Annotated in this window: 23 protein-coding genes; 14 read left to right on the top strand and 9 right to left on the bottom strand. The window is 38.4% G+C overall.

Translation table 11 applies throughout. The features are described from left to right. Nucleotides 1-16 precede the first annotated feature (16 nt). From ppk1 to EHR01_RS17505, 8 genes are all read left to right on the top strand, one after another. Nucleotides 17-2,161, top strand: coding sequence for a polyphosphate kinase 1 (gene ppk1 / locus EHR01_RS17540; RefSeq protein WP_135696767.1), 2,145 nt, complete (start codon nt 17-19; stop codon nt 2,159-2,161). 10 nt (nt 2,162-2,171) lie between these two features. Continuing rightward, nucleotides 2,172-3,584, top strand: a complete 1,413-nt coding sequence (locus tag EHR01_RS17535) for an FAD-binding oxidoreductase (RefSeq protein ID WP_135696765.1) — start codon at nt 2,172-2,174, stop codon at nt 3,582-3,584. A gap of 120 nt (nt 3,585-3,704) precedes the next feature. Next, nucleotides 3,705-4,034, top strand: a complete 330-nt coding sequence (locus EHR01_RS17530; protein WP_135696763.1) for a hypothetical protein — start codon at nt 3,705-3,707, stop codon at nt 4,032-4,034. A 264-nt stretch (nt 4,035-4,298) separates the two neighbouring features. Next, the gene (locus EHR01_RS17525; protein WP_135696761.1) at nt 4,299-4,670 is read left to right on the top strand and encodes a hypothetical protein; all 372 of its coding nucleotides are present in this window, start codon (nt 4,299-4,301) and stop codon (nt 4,668-4,670) included. A 104-nt stretch (nt 4,671-4,774) separates the two neighbouring features. Next, nucleotides 4,775-6,193 (top strand): TolC family protein, encoded by a 1,419-nt coding sequence (locus EHR01_RS17520; protein WP_004785778.1) that lies wholly within the window; start codon nt 4,775-4,777, stop codon nt 6,191-6,193. Between the two features lies 1 nt (nt 6,194). Next, nucleotides 6,195-7,202 carry an efflux RND transporter periplasmic adaptor subunit gene (locus EHR01_RS17515; protein ID WP_135696759.1) on the top strand — a complete coding sequence of 336 codons (1,008 nt, stop codon included), beginning with the start codon at nt 6,195-6,197 and terminating at the stop codon, nt 7,200-7,202. Between the two features lies 1 nt (nt 7,203). Then, a complete protein-coding gene (locus EHR01_RS17510) occupies nt 7,204-7,956 on the top strand; it encodes a hypothetical protein (protein ID WP_135696757.1) in 753 nt (250 codons plus the stop codon). Beyond that, nucleotides 7,949-11,257 carry an efflux RND transporter permease subunit gene (locus EHR01_RS17505; RefSeq protein ID WP_135696755.1) on the top strand — a complete coding sequence of 1,103 codons (3,309 nt, stop codon included), beginning with the start codon at nt 7,949-7,951 and terminating at the stop codon, nt 11,255-11,257. Before EHR01_RS17510 ends, EHR01_RS17505 begins: the two co-directional genes overlap by 8 nt. Nucleotides 11,258-11,344: 87 nt before the next feature. Here the strand turns inward: EHR01_RS17505 and EHR01_RS17500 are convergent, their stop codons facing one another. Genes EHR01_RS17500 through EHR01_RS17490 form a run of 3 tightly spaced genes read right to left on the bottom strand, consistent with a single transcriptional unit; the run spans nt 11,345 to nt 13,893 of the window. Next, nucleotides 11,345-12,556 carry a porin gene (locus tag EHR01_RS17500; RefSeq protein WP_135696753.1) on the bottom strand — a complete coding sequence of 404 codons (1,212 nt, stop codon included), beginning with the start codon at nt 12,554-12,556 and terminating at the stop codon, nt 11,345-11,347. A 35-nt stretch (nt 12,557-12,591) separates the two neighbouring features. Next, a complete protein-coding gene (locus EHR01_RS17495; RefSeq protein WP_135696751.1) occupies nt 12,592-12,993 on the bottom strand; it encodes a hypothetical protein in 402 nt (133 codons plus the stop codon). A gap of 21 nt (nt 12,994-13,014) precedes the next feature. Next, nucleotides 13,015-13,893, bottom strand: coding sequence for a DUF455 family protein (locus tag EHR01_RS17490; protein WP_135696749.1), 879 nt, complete (start codon nt 13,891-13,893; stop codon nt 13,015-13,017). 76 nt (nt 13,894-13,969) lie between these two features. On the opposite strand from EHR01_RS17490, the gene EHR01_RS17485 reads away from it, so the two are divergent. Both EHR01_RS17485 and thiD read left to right on the top strand, forming a co-directional pair. Continuing rightward, the gene (locus EHR01_RS17485; protein ID WP_135696747.1) at nt 13,970-14,308 is read left to right on the top strand and encodes an MGMT family protein; all 339 of its coding nucleotides are present in this window, start codon (nt 13,970-13,972) and stop codon (nt 14,306-14,308) included. A gap of 1 nt (nt 14,309) precedes the next feature. After that, nucleotides 14,310-15,110 carry a bifunctional hydroxymethylpyrimidine kinase/phosphomethylpyrimidine kinase gene (gene thiD, locus EHR01_RS17480; RefSeq protein WP_135696745.1) on the top strand — a complete coding sequence of 267 codons (801 nt, stop codon included), beginning with the start codon at nt 14,310-14,312 and terminating at the stop codon, nt 15,108-15,110. Nucleotides 15,111-15,116: 6 nt separating this feature from the next. Here the strand turns inward: thiD and EHR01_RS17475 are convergent, their stop codons facing one another. Further along, entirely contained in the window at nt 15,117-17,234 is a 2,118-nt protein-coding gene (locus EHR01_RS17475) for a sigma-54-dependent Fis family transcriptional regulator (protein WP_425269994.1), read from the bottom strand. 247 nt (nt 17,235-17,481) lie between these two features. Between EHR01_RS17475 and EHR01_RS17470 the strand changes: the two genes are divergently transcribed. Genes EHR01_RS17470 through yihA form a run of 4 tightly spaced genes read left to right on the top strand, consistent with a single transcriptional unit; the run spans nt 17,482 to nt 21,345 of the window. Next, nucleotides 17,482-19,410, top strand: coding sequence for a GAF domain-containing SpoIIE family protein phosphatase (locus EHR01_RS17470; RefSeq protein WP_135696743.1), 1,929 nt, complete (start codon nt 17,482-17,484; stop codon nt 19,408-19,410). Next, the gene (locus EHR01_RS19405; RefSeq protein ID WP_135696741.1) at nt 19,407-19,730 is read left to right on the top strand and encodes a tRNA lysidine(34) synthetase; all 324 of its coding nucleotides are present in this window, start codon (nt 19,407-19,409) and stop codon (nt 19,728-19,730) included. Before EHR01_RS17470 ends, EHR01_RS19405 begins: the two co-directional genes overlap by 4 nt. 26 nt (nt 19,731-19,756) lie before the next feature. Next, complete coding sequence (locus tag EHR01_RS17460) at nt 19,757-20,707, top strand: tRNA lysidine(34) synthetase (RefSeq protein WP_279638595.1); 951 nt, start codon at nt 19,757-19,759, stop codon at nt 20,705-20,707. Nucleotides 20,708-20,712: 5 nt separating this feature from the next. After that, a complete protein-coding gene (gene yihA / locus EHR01_RS17455) occupies nt 20,713-21,345 on the top strand; it encodes a ribosome biogenesis GTP-binding protein YihA/YsxC (RefSeq protein ID WP_135696737.1) in 633 nt (210 codons plus the stop codon). Here the strand turns inward: yihA and EHR01_RS17450 are convergent. The 5 genes from EHR01_RS17450 to EHR01_RS17430 all read right to left on the bottom strand — a co-directional run bounded on the left by EHR01_RS17450 (nt 21,324) and on the right by EHR01_RS17430 (nt 26,389). Further along, the gene (locus tag EHR01_RS17450; protein ID WP_135696735.1) at nt 21,324-22,034 is read right to left on the bottom strand and encodes a hypothetical protein; all 711 of its coding nucleotides are present in this window, start codon (nt 22,032-22,034) and stop codon (nt 21,324-21,326) included. The genes yihA and EHR01_RS17450 overlap by 22 nt on opposite strands. Before the next feature lie 135 nt (nt 22,035-22,169). Then, nucleotides 22,170-22,853, bottom strand: a complete 684-nt coding sequence (gene lsa25, locus EHR01_RS17445; RefSeq protein WP_135696734.1) for a surface adhesin Lsa25 — start codon at nt 22,851-22,853, stop codon at nt 22,170-22,172. 13 nt (nt 22,854-22,866) lie between these two features. Further along, nucleotides 22,867-24,354: an Omp85 family outer membrane protein gene (gene omp85, locus EHR01_RS17440; RefSeq protein WP_135696732.1), complete on the bottom strand. Its 1,488-nt coding sequence runs from the start codon at nt 24,352-24,354 to the stop codon at nt 22,867-22,869. A gap of 72 nt (nt 24,355-24,426) precedes the next feature. Beyond that, a complete protein-coding gene (locus EHR01_RS17435; RefSeq protein ID WP_135696730.1) occupies nt 24,427-24,942 on the bottom strand; it encodes an acyl-CoA carboxylase biotin carboxyl carrier protein subunit in 516 nt (171 codons plus the stop codon). A gap of 1 nt (nt 24,943) precedes the next feature. Further along, entirely contained in the window at nt 24,944-26,389 is a 1,446-nt protein-coding gene (locus EHR01_RS17430) for an acetyl-CoA carboxylase biotin carboxylase subunit (protein WP_135696728.1), read from the bottom strand. Between the last annotated feature and the right edge of the window lie 89 nt (nt 26,390-26,478).

The raw sequence follows: 26,478 nt of genomic DNA, 5'->3' as shown, positions 1-26,478 counted from the left end.
AATCCCTCTGAATCTAGTGTCGTCGATTTCTACAAAAGGATTAGGAATTTACAGAATTTTTTCCTTCCCAAATCCTAGAATTATGACTGCTAGCCCTACAGAAAAAATAGAACTGGGGAACCAAAATATCTTCTTCGACCGCGAACTTTCCTGGGTCGACTTCAACCACCGAGTTCTGGAAGAATCCTTTGATCAGGAAAACCCACTTCTCGAACGCCTTAAATTTCTTTGTATCACTGAATCCAATTTGGACGAGTTTTTTATGGTCCGGGTTGCGGGCCTTCTCAACTTAAAAAATGCAGGCATCGAAGAACGTAGCCTCAACGGAAAACGAACTTCTGAAACCTTGGCCGAACTTTATTCCAAAGTAGGACAATTTGTCAAAAGACAATACGAAGCCTTAGATGAGATCCTTGTCGAACTCAAAACAAACAAAATTGTTGTGGTCCAAGATCCGAGCGAACTTGCAGGTGATGACATCCAATTTGTAAAAAATTATTACAAACGAGAAGTGTCCTCTATCCTCACTCCACTTGCCATCGATCCTTCGCACCCCTTCCCCCATATTCTCAATAGAACTTTGAATTTGGGGATTACTTTGTATTCGGATGATGATAAAAACAAAGCAAAGGAACTTTTTGCCATTGTTCAGGTGCCAAGTGTGTTACCTCGATTTTTACAATTGCCACAAAACAAAGAAACTGATGTGAGAAGGTATTTCCCTCTAGAAGAGATCATTAAACTTCATTTAGGTGACCTTTTCTTTGGAATGAATGTAAAACAAATTCATACATTTAAAATTGTCCGTGATGCTGATATCTCCATCAATGAAGAACAAAACATTGGTGACCTTCTTGCCACAATGAAAAACGAACTAAAGAACCGAATGTGGGGAGATGCCGTTCGTTTGGATGTTCATTCTGGTGCAGGACATATCAAAGAATTGTTACGTGGTCTTTTGGAATTGGAAGAATACCAAGTAATGGAGATCCCCACCTTACTCAGTTTAAACGACCTTATGTTTTTTCATAGTTTAGAAAAAACAAGCCATTTGAAATATTCTTACCCTGTCCCAAAATCTGGATTTGCAGCTAAAAAAAGTGAATCCATCTTTTCTGAGATTCGTAAAAACGATCACCTCCTCCATCATCCTTACGAAAGTTTTAAATCCATCGAAGATATGTTAAAGATCGCAAGCCAAGACCCGAAGGTCCTAGCAATCAAAATGACTTTGTACAGAACTTCTGGAGATTCTCCCATCATTCAGTATTTGGGGGAAGCAGCAGAAAATGGAAAACAAGTCACAGTTCTTGTGGAACTCAAAGCACGTTTTGATGAAGAAAGAAACATTCGTTGGGCCAAAAAACTTGAAGACAGTGGTGTCCATGTTGTCTACGGAGTGGTTGGTCTCAAAATCCACTGCAAAATGTTACTCATCGTACGCAGAGAAGATGACAAACTCAATCGTTATGTGCATTTAGGTACAGGAAACTATAACTCTACCACAGCAAGATTTTATACAGATTTAAGTTTATTCACTGCAAATCCTGAAATTACAGAAGACGTCGCAATTCTTTTTAACACCATCACAAGTTCAGGAAAGATGCCAAGGCTTTCTAAAATTTATGCAGCTCCTACATTTTTAAAAGAAGAGTTTCTCCATCTCATCCAAAGAGAAACAGACAATGCAAAAAACGGAAAACAAGCACGTGTGATTTTCAAAATGAACTCACTTGTGGACCCTGATATCATTTTAAAACTTTATGAAGCCTCACAAGCAGGAGTCAAAATTGACTTAATCATTCGTGGAATTTGTTGTTTAAGGCCCGGAATTCCAGGGGTTTCGGATCGAATCAATGTTCGTTCTATTGTGGGAAGATACCTTGAACACTCTAGGATTTATAGTTTTGAAAACGGTGGGAAACCGGACGTTTATTTAGCTTCTGCTGATTGTATGCCGAGAAACTTTCTTCGCCGAATCGAAGTTATGTTTCCAATCTTACAAGATAAACACAAAAAAAGAATCGCAAAAATTCTCGAACTACTACTTCGAGATAACACACAAGCCAGGGTTCTAGAATCGGATGGCACTTATACAAGATTAACTCCGGGGGATGATGATCCGGCGGTTAACTCTCAAATCGACATGGTTGATATCTAAAGGATAAAGAATGGATTTTACAAAAACAAAAAATGATTTAAGCCAACTCATCGGCGAAAAAAAAGTCATTCAAAAAAATGACGGAACAATGGACGAAGCTTTGTTCAATTCCTATGGAACCGACAGAACAAAAGTATATCCACCAAATTACCAAGTTCTCGTTTTTCCAGAAAGTACAGAAGATGTCGCAGCCATTGTGACTTATGCATACAAAAATGAAATTGCAATAGTTCCTTCTGGGGGAAGAACCGGATACGCGGGTGGAGCTGTTGCCAAAAATGGTGAAATTGTAATCTCATTAGCAAAAATGGACAAAGTGGTTGACTTCGACCCATTCCTTGGCACCTTACATGTGCAAGCTGGTATGATTACCAAAAACCTCCACAAAGAAGCCGAAGAACGTGGATTCTATTTTCCAGTTGATTTTGCTGCTACTGGATCCAGTCATATTGGTGGAAACATTGCGACCAATGCGGGTGGAGTTCGTGTGGTTCACTATGGACTGATTCGGGACTGGATTCTTGGACTAACAGTTGTGAATGGAAAAGGAGAAACCTATAGATTCAATGGTGAAATTTTAAAGAACAATACCGGATACGATCTCAAACATTTGTTTATTGGATCCGAAGGAACACTTGGTATCATTACCGAGGCCGTAGTCAAACTCACGAAACCACCAAAAGACATTCGTGTCATTTTCCTTGCTGTTCCGGAATACAAAAATATTTTAGAAATTTTTCGTGAAACACATAACTTTGATTTACCACTTCTTGCTTTTGAGTTTTTAACTGATTATTGTTTGGACAAAGTCAAAGAACATTTAGGTGTTCCCGATCCATTCCAAGCACCTAGCAAATATTATGTGCTAATGGAATTCGAAGTGGATGGTGAAACGGACGAAGAAAAACTTTATTCCATTTTAGAATCCATTACTGAAAAAGAACTCATCACCGATGGTTCGATTGCGCAAAACTCGCGCCAAAACGAAACCTTCTGGAAATACCGAGAAGGGATTTCTGAATCTCTCTCCCTTGCTTACACTGTTCACAAAAATGATATCTCTCTACCTCTTCGCAATATGGAAGCCTTCTTAGATGAGATGACCTCACTCTTAACGAAAAAATACCAAGGATTTAACATTGCTCTTTTTGGGCATATTGGGGACGGAAACCTTCACCTCAACATTGTGAAACCAAAGGATCTAACGGACGCGGATTTTTTTGCCCAGTGCAAACAAGTGGACCCTGAAATGTTTACCCTCATCCAAAAATTCAAAGGGTCCATTTCAGCTGAACATGGGATTGGTCTTTTGAAAAAAGACTATCTAAACTTTTCTAGATCCGAATCAGAAATCGACACCATGAAAGCGATCAAATTGGCCTTTGACCCCAAAGGGATCCTGAACCCCGGCAAAGTGCTCTAAATCCAGGCAAAGGCAGAGCGAACCAAGAATTTGAGTCGTTCTGCCTGTTTTGTAGGCAAATTCCAAAAAAATGCTAGATTTTAATCAGATCCAGTCTATACTGTAACTATGTTCAGGAACGTGATTAAAATATTTGGGATTTCCCTACTCACACTTTCCCTGGGCAGCGCTTTTCTTTCAGAAGAGAATGTTCTTGTTCGCACTCGCGGAGCCAAATCCAGCCGAGTCAGTGGAAAGAGCCAACTTTCAGGCACTATTTCCATTGCGATCCAAAAATCTTCTTCTGAAGAGACTTCAGGTACTAAAGATCTAGAAGATGTACTCACTGGGAGCGGAAAAGGTCAGACTTCTATCACGACCCTTCTGCTAACACATAACAACAGCCTGCATCCTTCTTTTATCTCTGGGCTCCTTGCATCCCGTTACCTGAGTTTACCTCCACCCGTTTAACTCCTCTCTACCGCTTAAACCTGTGTCCCGTAAGGGACACAGGATGTTTTTATATATTCAACATTTCCTATGTTTTGTTTCTCATTTGCCAAAGACTATTACGACTGTTCCGGGGAATTCCTGACTCTGGGCAGTCTTTTTTTTTGGAAAGTCCTTCGTCTATATCCTATATATTCATCAATCTGAACAATGATTGGTTTATGGTGTGCGCATTAGAAGTTTTTTAGAATTGAATGCCTGCATCAAAATGAATGAGTGGACAATATGAAGGCAAACTGTACTGCCAAACTGATCGCATTCCTCTTAACGGTAACCATTGGTTTCCCGTGGGATGGTACGTCAGATACAGTTTCCCAATATCTGGAAGCAAATCTCCACCAGATCAAAAAATCTTATTCCTCCTCTTTCGAAACTCCAGAAGACACTGCAATCGATGATCCTAGAATTTCAGCCATCGATGATTCTGCTACTTTAAGTCGTTCAAGAGCGGACTTTTTAGATTTTTTTAATGAAAGTCGATCTGATCTTTTGTCAGAATCTCTTTTAATTTCCTTTGTTGATTTGATTTCAGAAGGAACGTTTGTTCCCAGTTTACTTTCCTCACTTCTCTTAAATATTCCACCTCCTATTTCTTAGATTGAATCAACTTCGGCATTCGCTGAATCCAGAAGTATACCTATGTTCGCAGGATCCAGGTGTACCTATGTTTTTTTTCTCAATTTTTTTATGTTTGGTAACTTATGAGTTTTTACAAAAGAATCGGTATCTACCTCTTTCTTGTGTTTTCTACCTCCTATCTTTGGGGAGAAACTAGAATCGCACAAGCAAGTGAAGCCCTGAAAAGACAACTTTCAGATGAAAATCCAAGATCATCTTTAGGATCAAGTTTGTATCCTGATGACCAAAGGTTGAATCGTGAAATTGATTTAGAGTCTGCAGAGACACTTCTATGGAAGAATAACCTTCTACTCATCGCATCCCGCTTCCAAATTGACGTAAAAAAAGCAGGGATCTTACAAGCAGGACTCTATGCGAATCCGAACATCGCAATTGACCAAAGTATTTTTGCAGAACCAACACAAAGGTATTTTGATACAACAAGATCAGGGCAATCGGTAATTCAAATCCAACAAGTATTCTTACTTGGTGGGAAAATTGATAAACGTGTGAAAGTGGCAGAATTGAATGCAAAGATCTCCGAACAAGAGTTTTATGATCTTGCTCGAGCCGTCATTACGAAACTAAGAAGAACGTTTTATACAATTTACTTTTATAAAAAAGCCGTTGTGTTCTATGACCAAAGTATTGCCTCCATTGAAAAAACGGTAGATTCATCTGAACTTGCATATAAAAGGCGAGCCCTTCTCCAAGCAGAACATTTACGGTTAAAAGCGCTTTTATTCTTTCTAAAAAAAGAAAGAGAAGATTTAGCAATCAAAGTCTACGAAAAAGAAGCGGACCTTAAAATTCTTTTGAATGATGATTTGTATCGAGATGCAAGAGTTGAGTTTATTCCAACGGTCAACGAATCAAATTTGGATGCAATTGTTCCTAACCAAGCACGTTTGGAAGATTTAGTGGAAATCGCTCGCGAGAACCGACCAGACCTTAAAAAAGCATTACAAACATTACGTTTTGAAGAAGCAAATTTAGAACTCCAATACGCAAATGCCATCCCAGATTTATCTTTTGGTCCAGTTTATAACCGCGGTGGTACCGCATTCCAAAACTATTGGGGAGTCACTGCACAGCTCAGTGTTCCTCTCTTTGACAGAAACCAAGGAAATATCCAAGCAGCAGAAAAGGCCATTCTTGTCCGCAAACAAGAGTTAAAGAACAATATCCTTGAAGTAGAAAATGAAGTAGCAGTTGCTTACCAATCTGCTCGAATCAAAGACGCTCTTTATAAACGATTTAGTAATGCTTATATCAAAGATTATGGAAGTTTATCTTTGGATATGATTATGAGTTATGAAAAAAAATACATAACCATCTTAGAGTTCGCAGACTTCTTTGAAACTTATCGTTCCAGTATTGTCGAAATGTTAAAACTACAAACAGATCGAATGGAAGCTATCGAAAACGTAAACTATGCTGTGGGTAAAGGTGTCTTTATCCCCAAATCTGAAAATCAAACCAATCCTAAAACTGAGGAATAAAATGTTAATTACCTTAAAATCTTTAAACCAAAAGGCAAAAATCCTCCTAATTTCAGGAGTGGCTCTTGTAGTCATCGCCGTTCTATTTATGATTTTTTCCAAACCGGCAAAACCTGTTCATAAACATCCAGAAAAAGCAGAAGTTTTTGATGGAGGCTTACGAATTGAATTCAAACCGAATAGCCCTGGACTTGAAATTGTCAAATCCACTACGATTGGTGGCGGTGGAGAATTTGTAAGTTTGGAAGCACCTGCAAGGCTCATTGCCTCGACTTCACCTTCAGTCAGTAATGGTGCTCGGATCATACTTTTCGAATCAGCAGAGTTAAACGACCTTTATGTTGGTTATGTTCATGCAAAGAACAAACTCCATAGATCGAATAAAAACTTAAGCCGGATCAAAGATATGTTTGTGCACCGAGTGGCAACGGAAAAAGACTTAGTCGAATCAGAAACGGATTCTGGAAACGATGCGGCGGAACTTGCAGAATTTGAAGGAAAACTCAGAGCTCAAGGTTTAAACCCAAGTGAACTTAGTACTGCGGGAAGTTTGAAAGCTTGGATCATTACAGATGTTCCTGAATCACAAATCTCTACTTTACGCAAGGGTAAAAAAGTAAAAGTAGTTTTTGCCTCTTTTCCTGATGAGGAGTTTATGGGAACTGCGGAAGCAATCGGTGATAACGTAGACCCTCTCACAAGAACAGCAAAGATGAGAATCATCGTTGTGAACGAAAAGTATAGATTGAAACCAGGTATGTTTGGGGTTGTTAAATTTCCAGAACAAACAGGTGGTGATAGTGTAGTTCTACCTTATACTGCAATTGTCACTGTGGAAGGAAAAAACTATGTTTTCGTAGAAGAGAAACCATTAACTTTTAAGAGAAGAGAAGTCGTATTAGGTATCTCTACAAAAGAAAGAGTCAATATCATTCAAGGTTTGTCTCCTGGTGAGAAGGTAGCCATCCAAGGCTCCATTCTTTTAAAAGGTTTGAGTTTTGGTTTTTAATATGAAAAAACTCAGTCTTTTACTTTTTACAATATCATTGTTGGGATCTGCATTGTTTGCAGAACCATCCTCTCCTTATCCGAAAGATAAGGAAGGTAATGAAATCAAACCAGAATGGACACCTACTAAATCAGATCAGTCAGCATTTGGTGAAGATGAAAAATTGAAAGCAGATAGTTTGGATGCCAAAAGACTCCCCAAATCAACCAATTTTTGGGTTTATGGTGCCTCCATAGGTTCTCCAGGTAGTCTCAATTTTAATCTAGGATATTATTTCAAAGATGTCGTTTTACGAGGGTCAGGTGGTGCTTGGGGCCCCCATTGGTATGGCGGACAAGTAGATTTAGGATATACATTCTGGAAAACTCCAGTGATCGCACATAGTATATCTATTGTTGGCGGTTACTTTGAAGTGAATCCTTTTGCGCCAGAAGTCGGTCGAGGTGGCCAATCTTCCTATCCTACTGGACTAAATATTCCTGGTTACAATCGGAGAGACCCTTCACAAGAAGACTTACTCATCAGATCTTATGTAAACTCCATTGATAGCAATGTCGGAGCTTATTTAGAATATGAAAGCAGAGAAAGACAAAGAGTCCATCTTTCGCAAAGATACATAGGTATGACTTACGACTTCCTACTTGGAAACTTCTTTTTACAAGTAGGTGGTGGAGTTGGACAAGGCGATTACAAAAACCCACAATTATTACTCCAAATGGGTTACCTCTTCAATACGAGGGAATATCATGATTAAAGATTTTATAGAACAAGCACTTAAAAACCGTGTTACAACACTTATCGCAGCTGCAGTGGCTGTTCTCTTCGGAACTTGGGCATGGATTGACATTCGAAAAGAAGCCTATTCTGATATTGCCGACACACAAGTACGACTCATTGCTAAATTTCCAGGTAAAGCTGCAGTTGAAGTAGAAGAACGTGTTACCCTTCCCATTGAACGGGTATTAAATGCAATTCCAAAAGTTGCCGTAAGACGATCAAGAACCATCAATGGTTTAGTTGTATTTCAATTTGTATTTGAAGATGGAACTGACGATTATTTTGCTCGTATGCGACTTATGGAAAGAGTTGCAGATGCTGATATCCCAGAAGATGTTCATCCAGCACTTGGACCGATGAGTTCTCCTGTTGGTGAAATCTATCGATATGTTGTAGAATCTTCCGAAAACCATACTCCAATGGAACTTCGAACCATCCAAGATTGGATTGTGATGCCGAAGATGTTACAAATTCCGGGAATCGCCGACGTTGTAACTTTTGGTGGACTTCCAAAACAATACCATGTGGTCACCTCACCCGATAAGTTAATTCGTTATAAATTAACTATTGGTGATGTTATCAGGGCAATTCAAGAAAACAACTTGAACACGGGAGGAAACTTACTCCTTCAAGGGGAACAAGGATTTCCCATTCGTTCACTTGGTGCCATCAGAGATCCAAAACACATTGAAAACATTGTGGTCAAAACCGTTAATGGGGTACCTGTTTTTATCCGAGACTTAGGATCGGTTGAAATCTCTCATCCAATACCCAGCGGGGTTCTTGGTTATACCATTCAAAATGATGATGAAGGACTTATTGACGTAGATTCATCTGTTCAAGGTTTGGTGGCAATGCGTCGTTGGGGTGATCCCAACGAAATGGGCGAAAGAATTCGTGCCAAAGTAAAAGAAATCAATGAAAACTATTTACCTGACGGAGTCCAACTCAGGAACACTTATGATAGGACAGATTTAGTAAACTACACTCTCCGCACAATTGGTAAAACCTTAGTGGAGGGAGTTGTTGTTGTCAGTTTAGTTTTAATATTCTTTATCGGAAGTGTAAGGGCATCTCTCGTAGTGGTAGCAACCATACCGTTTGCCATGTTATTTGCATTTCTCTTAATGAATATGACAGGAATACCTGCAAGCTTACTTTCATTAGGTGCTATTGACTTTGGTATCATTGTGGATGGGGCCGTAATCATGGTAGAAAATATCATGAGACGATATCGAGATGCAACTCCCGAAGAAAAATCTCATGGAATTTTAGCATTCACAAGAGATGCTGCATCAGAAGTTGGAACAGAAATCCTCTTTTCGATTTTAATTATTATCTTAGCTTACCTTCCAATTTTCTCTTTTGAAAGGATTGAAGGTCGTTTGTTCAAACCGATGGCTTTTACAATCTCATTTGCGATTCTTGGTGCATTAATTTTTGCGATGGCCGTGATTCCTGTACTCATGTCCATCATTTACAAAACATATTTTGAATCAAAAAATCCAGGCCCGATTGAATGGCATAATCCAGTTTATGATTGGATTGAAATTCGTTACAAACGAATCATTGAGTTCATCGTAGATAGATCACGCAAAGCAGTTAAGTATACATTTAGTGTTGTGACTGTTTTCCTTGCAATCGGTATGTTTTCATTAGGAACTGAATTCCTTCCAGAAATGGATGAAGGTGGGTTCAATATTCGGATCTTCTTTCCTGTTGGTATTTCCTTACCAGAAGCAAGAAAGTTTATGCCAAAGATTCGACAGACCATTTACAAAAATGAACAAGTTAGCGTTGTAATTTCTCAGTTAGGTCGAAATGATGATGGAACAGATCCACTTCCGCCAAACAGACTCGAGGTGTTAATTGGTCTAAAAGATTATAACCAATGGAAAGAAAAAATCACCAAACAAGAGTTACTCTTTCGAATGAGGAATGATTTGGAAGCTACACTTCCAGGTGCAAGGGTTAGTTTTTCTCAGCCAATTATGGATAACCTTTCCGAAGCCATCATGGGAACCATTGCCGATCTTGCCGTTTTCGTCTCCGGTAACGATTTAAAAATCATGCGCGGAATCGGGAACCAGGTTCTAGAAGAAATCAAAGAAATGAAAGGTGCCAGCGAATTTGGTATTGAACAAGAAGCAGAGAGTCCCCAGCTCACAATTAATATCAACAGAGAAGCCGCGGCACGGTTTGGAATTAATGTCATCGATATCCAACAGATGATCGAAGCAGCCATCGGGATGCAAAGAGTGAGCACCTTATACGAAGGCCCATCAGACATTCCTCCGAAAACACCTGCAAGATTTGGAATTGTTGTACGATTTTCGAAGGACTATCGTGCCTCAAAACAAGCGATTGAAAATATGCCTATCATTTCACCGAAAGGAGAAAGGATTCCATTATCACAATTGGCAGAAATTGAAGTCATCGACGGTCCAACCATGATTTTCCGACAAGAGGGTCGTCGGGTTGTAACTGTTAGAACCAACATTCGTGGCCGTGACCAAGGAGGATTTGTTTCTGAACTCCAAAAACGAGTGAAGAAAAAAATCAAACTTCCTGATGGTTATGAAATTCGATTTGGAGGACAGTACGAAAACTTAGCTCGTGTCGGTAAAAAATTAGCAATTGTTATCCCGATTACAATTCTCATCATTTTTGGCGTTCTCTATTTGTTATATAGAAACCTTAAATATGTATACGTTGCATTAGCTTGTATTCCTCTCTCACTTCTTGGTGGAATTTATGCCCTGTTAATGAGAGGATATTACTTCAACGTTTCTGGCGGTGTCGGATTCATCTCGCTCTTTGGAATTGCTACAATGGCAGGGGTATTGTTTGTTTCTAGAACCAATCACTTGTTAATTGAAGAGCCAGAGATCACAACAAAAGCTGCCGTAAAAAAAGCCGCAGTGATTCAGCTAAGACCAATGCTTATGACAATGTTACTTGCATTGCTCGGTCTTATTCCTGCGACTCTCGGAACAGGAGTTGGATCTGACGTTCAGAGACCACTTGCAACAGTTATTGTTGGGGGATTGTTCTCAGCAATGTGCCTCGTGTTAACCATTCTTCCTTCACTTTATTTAGTTGTAGTGGGCGAAAGAAAACCTAACGCAAAAGAACTCGAAGAGATGAGTCACAAAAAACACATCCATTTCCTCGACTTCGTTAGCGAACTGAATGAAGAGCCATTGGAAGAGGATGAAGAAGACAAAGAATCTCCAAAGAAAAAGAAAAAACCGATTAAGAAAAAGAAAAGGACCTAGTCCTTTTCTTAATCAAAGATATTATTCCCAATTCTCCTATTTTACACTCCAAACCACAGTAAGTAGTGGTTTGGAGTTTTTCTTTAACTAATACCGAACCGAAGCTGCCACAATAAACAATCGTTCGATACGGCTGTGTTTATTTTTATCAGTCTCAAATACGGGATCCATAGATTCTTTTTGAGTCACTTCAAAACGAATAAGACCTGGATTCCAATGCAATAAATCAAAAGTAGCAGTGTAACCATTTGTCATAAAACCATTTCGGGTGTACGTAGTTGCCATCACTTGTTTCGGATCATAAAAACGTTCAATACGAAAACTCAAACGGTAAAGATCCTCATATCGAAAACTGGTCCAAAATGTTCCATGATACCATTGGTTATAAGCATTTGATTCCCTATTTGTATAAATACCAAGGGCTGGATTGATTTCTTTCCACCATGGTTCATACTGAAAAGACTCTTTTGCTTTTTGTGCTCCTATATCACCAGATACTGCAAACGATAACCAATCTAATACCTTCCATTCCAAAATTGTATTATTATACAATCGAGTTTGTTTTCTTTCGAAATCAGGTGCTTCATTCCCAACAAATTGATTTGCTGTAACTGTAAAACTCGGTGTTACAAAAAATTTGAACTGAGTTCCAAGTGACTTATCTTTGTTTTGGTCAGTGATGTTTTGCCAACCGTTCATTACATGAAATTGAAATTGAAACTTATCGGTAAACTTAGTAGTAAGTCGAACTCCCGAAGAATAATAAGGTACGTAATCTAGAGCTAATGCTCTAGTATAATTCCAGTTATCTGAAGAAATCCAAGATTCATGTCCAATATGCCCAAAATAAATACCTGCATCCACCCAAGTATCTTTTGCTAACTTAAAACCTACATAAGCTTCCTGGATATGTTTTACTGAGTTTTGATTGGAACTAATGTCACGATTTGCCTCGGCCGCATAATTCATATTTACTGATGTTCCAAACTGAAAAGCCAAACGACCCCTTACTTTTTCCTCCTGCCATTTGGCATCAACAAATCCTAAGTTGATGTTAAACTCATCATTACGCACCGCTTGGGTCGCATACAATCTTTCTTTTGATAATGGATGATTCGTATTATGTGAATAATATGTATCTACAAAAGCACCAAACTTTAAACTCGCAGGCAGTGGATTCTGTATTGGCGCAGGAGTTTGATTTGTCTGTTCTTTGTTTTCCTCTGCTTGTAACAACGAAAAACAAAAGAAAAACAAAGAAACTAAAACTAGGATTTTTGAACAACTGAGTTGTTTCATAGTGTTCCGCTCACAAAAGAGCGGAAATAAATTAATTATTTTTTTAATAATTCTTTAATTTCTTTTGGAAATCCAAGAAGTTCTTCTGGAATCGGAATCAATTTTTTCCTGTATTTAGCTTTGTATTCTTTTTTGAATTTAGTATGACAGGATTTACAAGTTTCATCTGGTTTTCCAAGAGCCAACTTAGCATCGATCATTTCTTTCCATTCTGCTTTTTGGTCTTCTGGTGCCATATCTGGAACCTTTTCTAAGATCTTATTAAGATAATCTGCATTCTCTTTTTTATCGTACAACTTTGATGCAGGCTTTGTAAAATCTTCCATAAAATCATGAAGATTCATTTCCGTAGTGGATTGGGCATTTTTTTCCGCATTCAGTACAATTCCGAGTGCTGATAAAAACAATAACACACTCAACATTATATTCAATTTCATAATTACCTTCCAAAAGGAATCTTAAGGATTTAGGAAATGAGAATCAAGTCTGTTTTTACGAAGGATTGTCTCCCCCAGTCCAAATTTTTTAACTGATTCCAAATTGACACGACCAGTGTATTCATCTTCGTAGGCACCTAGAGATTCTATGAAGTCGCCATCCATTCCGGCAAGCACTCGAGTATCCGGTAAATATAGATAACCTTTTGCCCTGCGGGGTGTAAATGGAAATTGAATCAAAGACAAATAGTGATCCCAATGGCTCACATTTTTTGGAACAGAATGTTCGAAAGCACGAAGCCCTCTTTTTACATGTTTTACTTCATCTTCAAAAATTGTAATCATTATATCAGATGTTAGTTGGTCTCCAAAAAACGAAAAAACCTGTGCATAAACCTGCGCATAATCTAAATTTGCACCTTCAAAAGAAATAGACATAACGGCAGCAAATGATTCTAAACTTTTAAATTGGCCTTGTTGTTTCCAAAAAATATAATTTAGAGGAATATCACCAAAATCAACGCCGAAGTCTCTCATGCGGTTCAAATACAATTTTAGGTGAGTTTGTTCTTCTTCAATGGTCTTTAAAAATCCATTGCGAACGGACCTAGGTGCATTCGGAAAGGCGAGCAAAGCCCAAGCAAATAACTCAATGGCCATAAGCTCATGATTTGCAAAATGATGAAGGCTGAGTCCCCGATTGGATTCTAAGTTGAGATGTTCCAATCGAGGGATTTTTATTTTTTTGTCGGAAAATTGGAATTTCGCAGAACGACCGGGCGATTCAATCCGGATGGATGAAAATTCAGTCTCTTCCTCCCAATGACGACTAGGAGGTAAAAGTTTATCCTCCAAATTTGGAGCGAGTAACAAATGTTTTGCGTATACAGAGATCTTCATTTTAATGATAACGATTAGAACCTTTAAAAAGGAATTTACAAAAGAATTAAATCATTAGGATATAAATCCAAATTCAATGAGTGCACCTAAAACTAAAAGTACGAATTTTTACGATTCCGTTTATGCAGTGGTCAAAAAAATTCCGAAGGGAAAAGTCACCACCTACGGGCATATTGCCTTACTTCTGGGAAGTCCTAGGGCGGCAAGGGCTGTGGGTTATGCTTTAAACGCTCTAAAAAAAGAAATGGAACAAAAAATCCCTTGGCAACGGGTAATCAATGCACAAGGAAGAATATCCTTTCGTGGTGATACTTTCCGATCTTCTTTGCAGAAAAAAATTCTAGAATCGGAAGGTGTTGTCTTTGATTTAAACAATGATAACATAAATTTTGACAAGTACGGATGGTTTCCATAACATGAAGAAAGATTTTCCCATTACCTTAACAATTGCCGGATCCGATTCAGGTGGTGGTGCTGGAGTCCAAGCAGACCTCAAAACTTTTTCTTCTCTCGCTACCTTTGGAACGACAGTCTTCACTTGTCTCACTGCTCAAAACCCGGACGGAGTCAGCGGTATCTCCGAAATTTCACCAGACTTCGTTTCTGCTCAACTAAAGGCAGTTTCCGAATATTTTCCCATCAAAGCGGCAAAAACAGGAATGTTGTATTCTGCAAATATCATAGAAGCCGTTGCCGAATTTTTTTATAAAAACCCCGACATACAATTGGTAGTAGATCCTGTGATGGTTGCCACTAGCGGTGCCAAACTTTTAAAAGACGATGCAATTCTATCATTAACAAAAGACTTACTGCCACTTGCAAAACTCATCACACCTAACCTAGATGAGGCGTCCCTTTTGCTCGGTGAAAAAATCCACCAATACGATCAATTGGTACCTATGGCGGAGAAATTATTTGAAAAGTATCAGGTCCCCATTCTTCTAAAAGGTGGGCATTTACCAAATGCAACGGAAGCCACGGATGTTTTATTCGACGGCAAATCATCTTATTTATTCTCAAAACCTTTTTTAAAAGGAAAAAACACACATGGAACTGGTTGCACTTATTCTGCAGCCATTACATCCTTTCTCTCCCATGGAAAAAATCTTCCAGAAGCTGTCGGCTCAGCCAAAGAATATCTTCACCTAACTCTTGAAGATGAAATCAAAACTGGCCCGATCCATCACTTAAATCATTTTCCAGAACCAACAAACTAACACCAATTAGTATTCGATGTTCAGTTCTTTGATTTTTTTATCTAAGGTATTTCGATTGATACCCAAAAATTTGGCAACACGGGTTTTAGTATAACGAAACTTCTTCATTGCATATTGAATGAGTCTTGATTCAACTTCACTCACGACAATTTCCATCGCTCGACCATCAAGACCATCCAACTGCCCTGGTGTCAACCTACCTGACCCTAAATCCAATGGCTCAGCTCCAGAAACTGATTCCACATGATTCAGTTGGGCCACTTCCGTTGTATTCTCAGGTAAATCATCAATACTAGACAAAATATCTGAGAAATCGTCCTCATTTAAAATTTCATCTTGAGCAAGAACCACAGCCCTTTCGATTACGTTTTCCAACTCACGAACGTTACCCGGCCATCGATATTTTAATAAAAGTTTTGATGCTTCTCGAGAAATTCCTTTCACCACTTTATTATTGTCTTTTGTGTATTTTTCCAAAAAGTGATTCATAAGAAGTGGGATGTCCTCAACTCGATCACGTAACGGAGGAGTGTTGATCTTTACTACATTCAATCGATAAAAAAGATCTGCTCTAAACTTTTTCTCTGCAACCAGTTGTTCCAATTCGGCATTGGTTGCTGCAATGATTCGAACATCAACTTTTTTTGCCTTAGTAGAACCAATTGCTTCTATTTCCCTTTCTTGTAAAACTCGAAGCAACTTTGATTGTAAGTTTAAATCCATTTCACCGATCTCATCGAGAAAAATGGTTCCCGTATCAGCTAATTCAAACTTTCCTTTTTTATCTGTGACTGCCCCAGTGAAGGAACCTTTTTTATGTCCAAAAAGTTCACTCTCTAATAAATTTTCAGGAATTGCTGCGCAGTTGATTTTGATAAATGGATTCTCCGATCGAGAACTATTATAATGAATTGCATTGGCAATCATCTCCTTTCCTGTTCCCGATTCTCCCGTAATCAATACAGAAGCTCTGGAGTCTGCAACCAGTTGGATTTTTTCAAACATCTTTTCCATACTGGCAGCTTTACCAATCAGTGATCCAAATTTATATTTATTCTTTAATTCACGTTTGAGTTGTATATTTTCGCGAGAGATTTCTTTTTTAGCCTCTTCGACTAAGTTTTGAATTTTAATGGATTGGGAAATAATAGAAGCAACCACTTGAAGAAAATCCAAAAAGGATTTTAAATCTGTATGTTTGTTTTGAACTATAAATGCGTTTACGACACCTAACATTGTCTGTTCACTTAATATAGGAGCACATAACAAACTCACGTTATGTGGATCATGTTTAAAATGAGACAAATACCCTACACGGTTTAAAAAATCAGGATGGCTTGCAACCGATTCAATGATGATGGGTTCTCCCGATTCATAAACCTTTCCAGTGATCCCCTCTCCTGGTTGGTATGTCCCTTTATCAATTTCTTCAGGAGATAATCCTGATGCAGCGACAATACGAAGAAGTCCCTCTTCCTTATTAAATAAAACAATACTTCCTTTTTCCAATCGAAGAGATTTTTCCATCGTCACCATAATGGAATCAAAAACTTCATTTTGATCTAAAGTGGAACTTACCACTTTAGAAATTTCGATGAGTGTTGCTTGGATTTTCGTCCTTTGTTCTAAACTGCGAATGGTTTGTAGGTTTTTAAAAATCTGGCCAGCTTGGTGAGCCAGAACACTTACGATTTCCAACATCTCCGCAGTAAATGCATTCAATCGATTGGAGTCGAGTGAGATGACTCCTATGATATCGTCTTCTACAATCATCGGAGCAACTAACTCTGATTTGATTTCTTCTTTGACTTGAATGTAATCAGGGTCTTTCGAAACATCATTTACGAGTTTTGCTTTCCCGGTGGAGGCAGCCACTCCGGTGATCCCTTGTCCAATTTTGAGTTTGGTTTCTCTTAACAACTGTTGGTTCATTCCACGAGAAGTTACGGCGTCCAAAACCCCGTGTTTTTCGTCGATGAGCATAAGAGACCCCGATTCCACACCGCAAATTTGGATGCAGCGATCCAAAATCAATTCGAGAAGTCCATCCGGGTCTTGGGTGGAATTCATTGCAGTCGCGACTTCATGGATGGATTGGATGGGATTGAATTTTTTCACGCTCATAGTTCTTGCTCTTTAGTATTACGCTCTGCCTCGAAAGAATACAGAAAAACATTGTTGGTGACCAATACAGTATGCTTATTTATTAAACAAATAAACCATTTTTTAATCATATCTACCGACATCCTTTCGATTTCTGCAGAAAAAACAACATTTGCTTATAGATTAAGCATGAATCGTACCAGGTTTCTTCGTTCTTAAGGAAATTCTTGTAGCTTATGAAAAAAGAAATCGAGTTACTTGGTTTAGGATGAACCGAGAGCCCTCTGACGACCGGATCTGTTTGCTCTGCGCGGAATCCCAAGTTCCCAATGGGATCACCAGGAATGGTCGTTTTTTCTGCCAAACTTGTGACCGTGAATGGATTTTAGAAAAACGAAAAATCCCGAGGATTGGAAAAAACATACTTTCTTCTCAAGAGAAAACAGAATTCCTCCTGGACAATCTCTCTCTATTCAACTCCTCCATGGGTTTAGAAGACTTGATGCAAAGGTTTACCGAACTTATCTCTGTCCGGCTAAAACGTGATAAAGTCGCAGTTTTTATCACCAATCTTGAATTAGGTGAAATTAGATTAGTTTATTATTCTAGTCAGAAGCGAACTTTACAAAGGGCAATCAACCGAATAGCCCTTGATTATGATTTAAGTTATGGGGTTCTCATTGAATCCATGGCAAAAGGAGAACCTTGTTTTTATAAGTTTACTGATCAAAAACATCCATTTTACGAATTCTATTCAAAACTCACCGGAACCAAATCTCAGTTGGTGATTCCAATCCTTTATGCTAACACGGCAGTCGGATTATTGACAATTGATTACGAAGAAGAAGATTATTCAGATTTTTTAGAAGACCAAGAAATTTTACAATTGGTGGTGGGCCAATTTGCCGTATCTCTCAGGAATTCTCTATTATTTTCTAAATCAGAAAATCAATCCAAGAACTTTCAAAGTTTACACACTGCGGCACTAACGTTAAGCCAACTGTATTTAAACAATCATGATGAAATGATTCGAATGATTCTTCTTACTTTATCAGGGATAGTTGAGTCTTCATTTACTTATTTGATAGAAAGTCCGAAAGAATCATCCAAAACAAAAATATTCAAACTTTATCGAGATCTAGAAAATTACCAAATCCATACAGAAACACAAATGATGGAAACAAATTCTATTGAGCCTATCTTACAAATGAAAGAGACAACGGTTATGAATCCTTCAGACCAATCTATTTTTCAAAGTATGGGAATCAAAGGAAAAGAATCTATGATATTTCCAATCATATTGGAAAATGGAACTCGTTGCGTTTTTGTTCTTACAAAACAAGATAGTCGATTCCCCAATGATGAGATAGAAGCTTTAAATGCTTTTATTTCATTAGCAAGAATCACAATGGAAAACTCAAACCTATACCAAAACCTTTCTAACAAAGAAAGATTGGAAAAAGAAATTGAGATCGCAAAAGAAATTCAAAGCACTCTTTTACCAAGAAAGGCACCAGAAGCGGAAGGGTTTTCCTTTGGCGGTTTTATGGTTCCTGCTCGTGGGATCGGAGGGGATTATTATGACTTTATTCTTTCACCTAACAGAAATGAATTGTTTATTTGTATTGGAGATGTAAGTGGAAAAGGTGTGGCTGCAGGTCTTGTCATGGCAACTGTTAGAACGATTCTTCATTCTCTGGTTCGGGTGAAAGATTCTCCTTGGGAAATTTTAAACGATATCAATAACTATCTTTATTCCAATTATAAAGAAGCAATCACCCCACGTTTTATGAGTATGATTTTACTTCGTTGGAACCTCATTACGGGAGAAGTCCTATTTTCCGGTGCTGGCCATGGAAACTTTTATCACTACCATGCGGGATCAAACTCACTGTCAGTGATCGAAACAGAAGGTGTCATATTGGGAATCAAACCCGACATTTCTCTTTTCCGCAATGAATCCAAACTAAAATTTGATTCTGGAGACACGATTTTACTATATACTGATGGAGTCACGGAAGCGCTGAATACAAACGAAGTCCAGTTTGGAGAAAAACAACTCCAATCTAGTTTTCTTTCCTGTATCCAATTGGAGCCAAAAAACATCCTGGAGAGGATCTATGCGGAACTAAAAGAATTTGTCAAGGAACAGGAACAACACGATGATATCACTATGGTGGCAGTAAGGAAGATATGATCCCGGAAATTCCTACTTCGATTTCAAATCTTTTTGAGTTAGCCCTCGGCAGAATGGGGAACCAACTTCCGATTCTATGGGCAAAAAACAAAACTCAGTTTCTTATTTCTTATTCCGGAGGGAAGGATTCTTCCATTTTGGTTCTCTTTTGTCAGTATCTCAAAGAAAAATACCAAGTCCCTTCTCCTATATTATTTTATTTGTCTCACGGCATTCGTTCCATTGAAGCAGAAGAAAATGAGTTATTTCATTTTTTAGAAAAAACAAACTTTCCTTTTTCTTTTGTAAAAAAAAAATCCCAAATCTTTCTCTCAAACTAAAAAAAGGATTAGAGGAAACGGGAAGATTGGTTCGTTATCACGAACTAAAAAAAATTACCGATAAAAATCCATCTATCGTCCTCACAGGACATCATTGTAAAGATTACACAGAATCAATTTTTCTACACCTAACAAGAGGAGGTGGGAAAAAAGCCTTTTATACACTTCCTCCTTTTGATGGGGAACGTTTCTTACCATTGGTTTTTTTTGAAGATAAAGAACTGGAACAACTCTATCAATTTGTTTCCGAACATATGCGAATTTTTGAGGATGAATCGAATCAAAATCCAGTTTATAAACGCAATCGCATTCGAATGGACTTACTTCCCATTTTAGAAAAAGAAAATTGGAACTTTCATAAGACCTATTGGAATTTTCATGAAAGGTCTCTGTTGGATCTAAAATTCGATTTAAAACAAAAAACTATCTTTAGACCAGTCCCACATATTTTTCGAATTCCTCATGAAACTTGGATTAGTCTTGGTGTATCTGCAAAAAAAGATCTAATTGATTTTCATTTAAAGCTACTCGGTCACTATCCGCTTTATAAATCAGGATTTGATAATTTCCATCTCCAATCAGAAGGAGAAAGGGCATTTTTAGAAAACAAAAATTGTTTTTTATACAAATCAAAGTTTGGTGATTTGTTTATCATTGATAAAAAATCGCCAGCCTTCAAAAAAGCAGTTTCGTTTCGAGAAGGAGAAAACTTGTGTATTGAGTGGAACCAAAATAGGTTTAAACTATCTGACCCCCAAGAAAAATATAGTCTTGGATCTTGGCACCATGGCCAAAAAATCCAAATTCGCTCAGGAAATAAGGAAATTTCTGAATGTATGCGAGAAAACGGAATTCCCTTCTTTTTGAGAACTTATATTCCCATTCTCTATTTTGACGGAGAACCCATCCAAATTTTGTTTTCTCTGTTTTCCAAAAGCGAAAAGAATTATCCCAAACGAATCTATCTAGAAAGGTGAGCTAGATGCACAAGTATTCTAAAGAAATTCCCTTTCCTGAAACAAAATTTTTCACTTCAATTGCCAATATCAATGAAAAAGAGGAATTGGACTCAGTTCCATCCATTGCCTTTATGGGAAGGTCCAATTCGGGAAAGTCAAGTTTACTGAATGCTTTGTCCAATCATAGAGGACTTGCTAAAGTTTCAAGGACACCAGGGAAAACAAAACTAATCAATATTTTCAAAACCAAAGAAGATTTTAACCTTATCGACTTACCTGGGTTTGGTTATTCAAAAGCATCACACAAAGAACATAAAGAAATGATGAAACTCTTGGAAGGTTTTTTAAATTCCTGGAAACATCTGAAAATTTTATTTATCCTTTGTGATTCACAAAGGGAATTTCCTGAAGAAGAGTTATCAACCATCGAAGTTGCCATGGAGAGAAAAATAAAACCAGTGGTGATCCGTACCAAAATTGACAAACTAAACCAAAGTGAACAACACCGTGTGAGGACAGAAATGGAATCAGCTATGAACGAAATTGGAATTCCATTTCGAGTCTTTTATTTATCAGCAACTACAGGAAGGGGGATTGGTGAACTACGCGAATTTATTTTAGAGAATATGGTTGATCAAACAAAGGTATCTAAATAATTTCCAACATTCGATTCTGTTTGAAGGTTCATCATACCGAATAAATTGGATGTCATCATTTTACGGAAGTCGGTTAACAAAGCAAAGGTTTCCTTCAATTGTTCTTTCACACGAATGAGTCGTATCTCTTCTTCCAATCGTTTTTTTTCAGATTCAATTTCTTTTAAACGTTCTTCGGAATGAACATCTGAGGACTTTTTTGTTTTTTCCGTTTCGAGCCTGGTCTCTAACTCTTTAATTTTCGATTCTAAATCTTTTTCATGAGACTTCCGCATCACTTCTTTTGGATCTGATTTGGTTTTTTCCACCGATTTGGATTTTTTATCTTCATCTTCTTTTAATTGAAAAAGATCTTTGATGGACTTTCCATCCGAATAGGGAACTAGAGCTGGATCCTCTTCTGGTTGCGAATGCGGGCGTGTCACGGCATGAGTTTCACCACTCACTGCCACCATTCTTCCATCTCTCAATTCATAATTAATTTTTACTTGGACGGATTGAACCTCTCGTCCTTCTCGGAAGGCTTGGTTTTTAAATTCAGCTGCATGACCCAATTCATGAGAAATAACATGCAAAGCAGAGAGAGATTCAGGAGCACTTTCTAGTTGTCCATGCCCGACATAGTTCACCCTACGATCTTTCAGAAGATCGACATTCGTGCGACTGAATGGGGACTCATCGATTCTCATGGAAACCTCACCACCTAATGGGTACTTCGGTTTGTCTTAAGAAAATATTAGTAAGAAATTAGATTTTTGGAAAGCGAAAACTCTCCTGTGGGGAACAGGAGAGTGATGAAAAACCGGGAATTAGATCTATTTGTGTTAAGGACCAGTCCGAATACAACGGACATAATTCCTTTGTGTTTTGACTACATTCTTTTGGACTCCATAAGACTGTCTGTCAAAGGAGATCGCATATGCTGTTTCGCCAGGAAGGTCTTCATGGTTAGACCAAGCAGTCCAATAGTCATCTTCTTGTGTAGAAGGAAAAAATTGGAGGGTTGCTGCACGACCAGGAATTACCAATCGTTGGTATTCAATGGCTGTCGGTACTCGCCATGTTGCACCTAAATAATTGCTGTTTTGGCAAGCTGCATACAACTCACTGACCCCTGCAATTCCAATAGAAGAAAATCCTTGGATCACTTGTGGGAATGCCACTGAGTTACAAGCATGCGTTGAGGAGTCACAAAATGCAACAGGTGCGGCACCAGCCCTTGCTGTATCATACGGATTGAATATGGAACCTTGTGGAGCCCCCAAACAATCATTAAAGCCAGCTCGATAAACCTGACCATGCGTACATTTTTGCCAAACTAAATTGGCGACAGTATCGGTGATGGTTCCGTTTCCATTGTCACGAAGACTTTGGTTTGCGATGAGACCTGCAAAAAGTTGGTTGGTTTCTTCCGGGCTTAAACCGTAGACATCTTCTACTGGTTTCATTTCACAGTTCATGAAAAAAGATAAGACCAAAAGAGCGAAACAATATTGAAGTTTTTTCATAATCTCTGCCCTCCTAAAATATATGGTTAAAGTTAATGAATGCTTGTCTATCTTCATTTGAAATTGCATAATCAACGTAGATAACAGTTGCTTGGTTCCATGGAATTCTTAATCCGAGACCACGAGAGTGTTTATAGTTTTTAAGATTTGCATCTTCTGTACGATCCCAAACTCGTCCCACATCATAGAAAGGAACTAATTGGAAGTCAAAGTGTTGCCCCCCAAATTCCGCCTCAGCAAATTTCCAACGAATTTCAAAGTTGGCAAAAGCCATTGTTTGGCCGACAAAACGATCTTGTTTGTAACCGCGAATGGTTGTCCTACCACCTAAACCAGACTGATTCGTTTCTGTTCCCCACATATTGCGGTATTCATAAAACGGTGCATCCCCATTGGTTTGGATCATGGTTCCACGAGCAGCAATCACAAACTTTTCCAAAATCTCAGGAGGTTTGTTTGTGAACCATTGGACAGGACTTAAAAAGATACGACCAGACACCAAGTTTTTATTAAACTCAGAAGTAGAACCGATGGCCTTTGTGGAACGTTCATGAGTGTATTCTAAAAACAATCCGCGGTTTGGATCTGGTTCAAAATCACGTGTGTCATATACAATACCAGCACGAATTGTATTCGTATAACCGCCATTCATACCTCGGATCTTTCCATCTTTGTCATCCCGAGTGACTTTGGTTTCCCCTTGTGGAGTTCCAACAGTACGATCGATATCGAGAAGACCTAAAATTCCATCCGCAGGGCCTAATTGAGCATCGTTATATTTTCCGTCATAAGTTCGGATGATTTGTTTGGAAAGACGTACGCCAGTTACCGTACGAAGTGTTCCACCAAAGAAGGAATATTCACCAGATGTACTAAAGTTTGGATTTTCAATGTCGTAACGATTGTATCTATGATCACTGACAATTGGAGATTCCCCAACACCTGCATTCCCAGGTCGTCGGTAGTTCAAATTATCTTCATAATCGGAAAATGGAGCATTTCTTCTGATATGACCACTTGGATCGTTTCTTTCTAAATAAGAAAGAGGTTGGAGAGTATTTTCGCCAATCCCAAAGTAAAGAGAGTTCGGGTTTCTGTCATAAACCAAATCCGCACGAAGTCTCCATTTTGTATCAAAGATAAATGGAGCATCCACACTCAACATGTGGTAAGGAGCTTGTTTGGTTGTATTAAAATACTGAGCAAATATTCGGAAACGATAAGGAGTGTATTCAAACAATGGAGAAGACTTTGTTCCATTGTAAAAATAGAGCACCCGTGCTCCATATCCAATCCCCACATTCGGATCAGAGTTAATCAAAGGAAGACCTGTAAAGTATCCCCCTTCTTTTTTAATCTTAAAATCCCGTTCGCTCAACCTCTTCTTTTCAGAGATTTCGAACGGAAGGTCCGTACGAGGTGCCCGTTCCTGAGCGAGAACCCCGTGAAAAAAGGAAAAAAACAAAAGAAGTGTAATACTTCTGACTATATAATTGTACATTCTCTACCTGTTAGCCAAAGAAACTGCCTTATGGTGGGAAGTTTGAAAAATATGTCAAATAGATTCGAAAATTTATGTTTTTTCCGGTTCGATTCTGTGTAATATGATGAGCACCTCGTCTTGTTGGACAAGTTCACCTTGTGATTTACGAATTTCTTCCACTCGGCAAGCGTACGGAGCCTTAACAGCGTTCTCCATTTTCATTGCTTCTAAAATGAGAAGAGTCTCCCCTGCTTTGTGTTCCGTTCCTACACTAGTAGAGATTTGCACTACTTTTCCTGGCATCGGACTTTTGATTTCGGGGGATGTTTGTCCTCCACCTTCATACTGCCGTTCGGTGAGTTTTCCATTCCAAGTTTCACCTTTCCAATGGAGGAAAATTTCATTTCGTACTTTCAGGTATTTTAATATAGATCCATCTAACATGGTTACTGATTGTAACGAATTTGTATTAGTGGATGAATTTTCTTCTTTGATTAAGTTTTCTAATTGGAACAAAAAAGATTTGGTTCCAATACGTACCCGAACAGCGCCACCACTGACAAAAACAGAAGCAGGACCTGATTTTGTTTCAAATAAGTAATCCATGTTAGGTTGTTTCCTTAGACCAAGGGCTGGTTAGTTCTTTAGAAGTAAAAAAGGTTCCACTCAAAGCTAATTTTAATTCTTCTTTGGTATTATCTGACAATAGTTCTACTTCGTTATCTGCAATGAAGTGAGTTGATACCTTTCCTTCCGCAAATTCTTTGGCTGAAACTAGTTTTTGTAAAAATTGAAGATTTGTCTTTGGTCCAAAAACAATCGTCTCTGATAAACATTCAACCAATCGTCTAATGGCCGTAATTCGATCTTCTCCCCAAACAATCATTTTTGCAATCATTGGATCATAAAACATTGTGATCTCTGATCCTGAAACCACACCAGAATCAATTCGTAAGTAATCTCTTGTAGGAAAAGATAAATGATGGATACGACCAATGGATGGCAAAAACCCTTCTTTTGGATCTTCTGCATAAATACGGACTTCCATGGCATGTCCTTTTTGTGAAGGAGTTTGTAATTGTGGCAACGCCTCTCCCTGGCATACTCGAATTTGCCACTCTACCAAATCAAGTCCCGTAGTCATTTCTGTGACTGGATGTTCCACCTGCAAACGAGTGTTCATCTCAAGAAAATAAAACTCTCCCGATTCACCTAATATGAATTCTACGGTTCCTGCCCCTTCGTATTGTACTGATTTTGCTGCCATGACAGCTGCTTCTGACATTTTTGTTTTTAAGTCTGACGGGTATCTTGGAGCAGGAGTTTCTTCTACCACTTTTTGGTGTCGTCTTTGTAAGGAACAATCCCTTTCATGTAGGTGAATGATATTTCCTTTTGTATCTCCAAAAATTTGAAACTCAACATGTCTTGGATTTGTAATGTATTTTTCTAATAAAATGCGATCATCACCAAAAGCAGAAAGAGCTTCCCGTTTTGCCGATAAAATACCCGCTTCCAATTCCTCAGGGGAATTGATCCTACGCATTCCTTTTCCCCCGCCTCCAGCACTAGCCTTTGCCATAATGGGGTATCCAATTTTTTCTGCTTCTTTTTTGAATACAGAGATTTCTTGGGAAGCACCTTCGTATCCTGGAACCACAGGAACTCCACTTTTTGCAACTAACAAACGTGAGCCGATTTTGTCTCCCATCGCCTCAATTGAGTGAGGTTTTGGTCCGATGAATCGAATTCCATGTTTTTCTAATTGAGAAGCAAAGTCAGTATTTTCTGATAAAAATCCGTATCCTGGATGGACAGCATCTGCACCTGTTGTTAGACAAGCTTTCACAACTTTTTCAACATCTAAGTAGGAGGAACGTGCATCTGTTCCCCCTAAAGAGAACGCTTCGTCCGCAGACTGAACAAATAAACTTTGTGCATCTGGATCGGAAAAAACAGCAACTGTCTTGATTCCCATTTTTTTTGCAGTGCGAATGACCCGAACCGCAATTTCACCACGGTTGGCGATGAGTATTTTTTGGATTGGCTTCATGTAAGTAGGATCAAAATTAAAGGGCCGTGAAAATAAATCAACAGAAAGATAGGAAGTCGATTGACCATCTCCTTTGTCGGTTTATTCTT

Origin of the sequence: Leptospira mtsangambouensis (assembly GCF_004770475.1) — a bacterium.
Lineage (GTDB): Bacteria > Spirochaetota > Leptospiria > Leptospirales > Leptospiraceae > Leptospira_A > Leptospira_A mtsangambouensis.
This window is presented reverse-complemented; position numbering and strand designations above follow the sequence as displayed.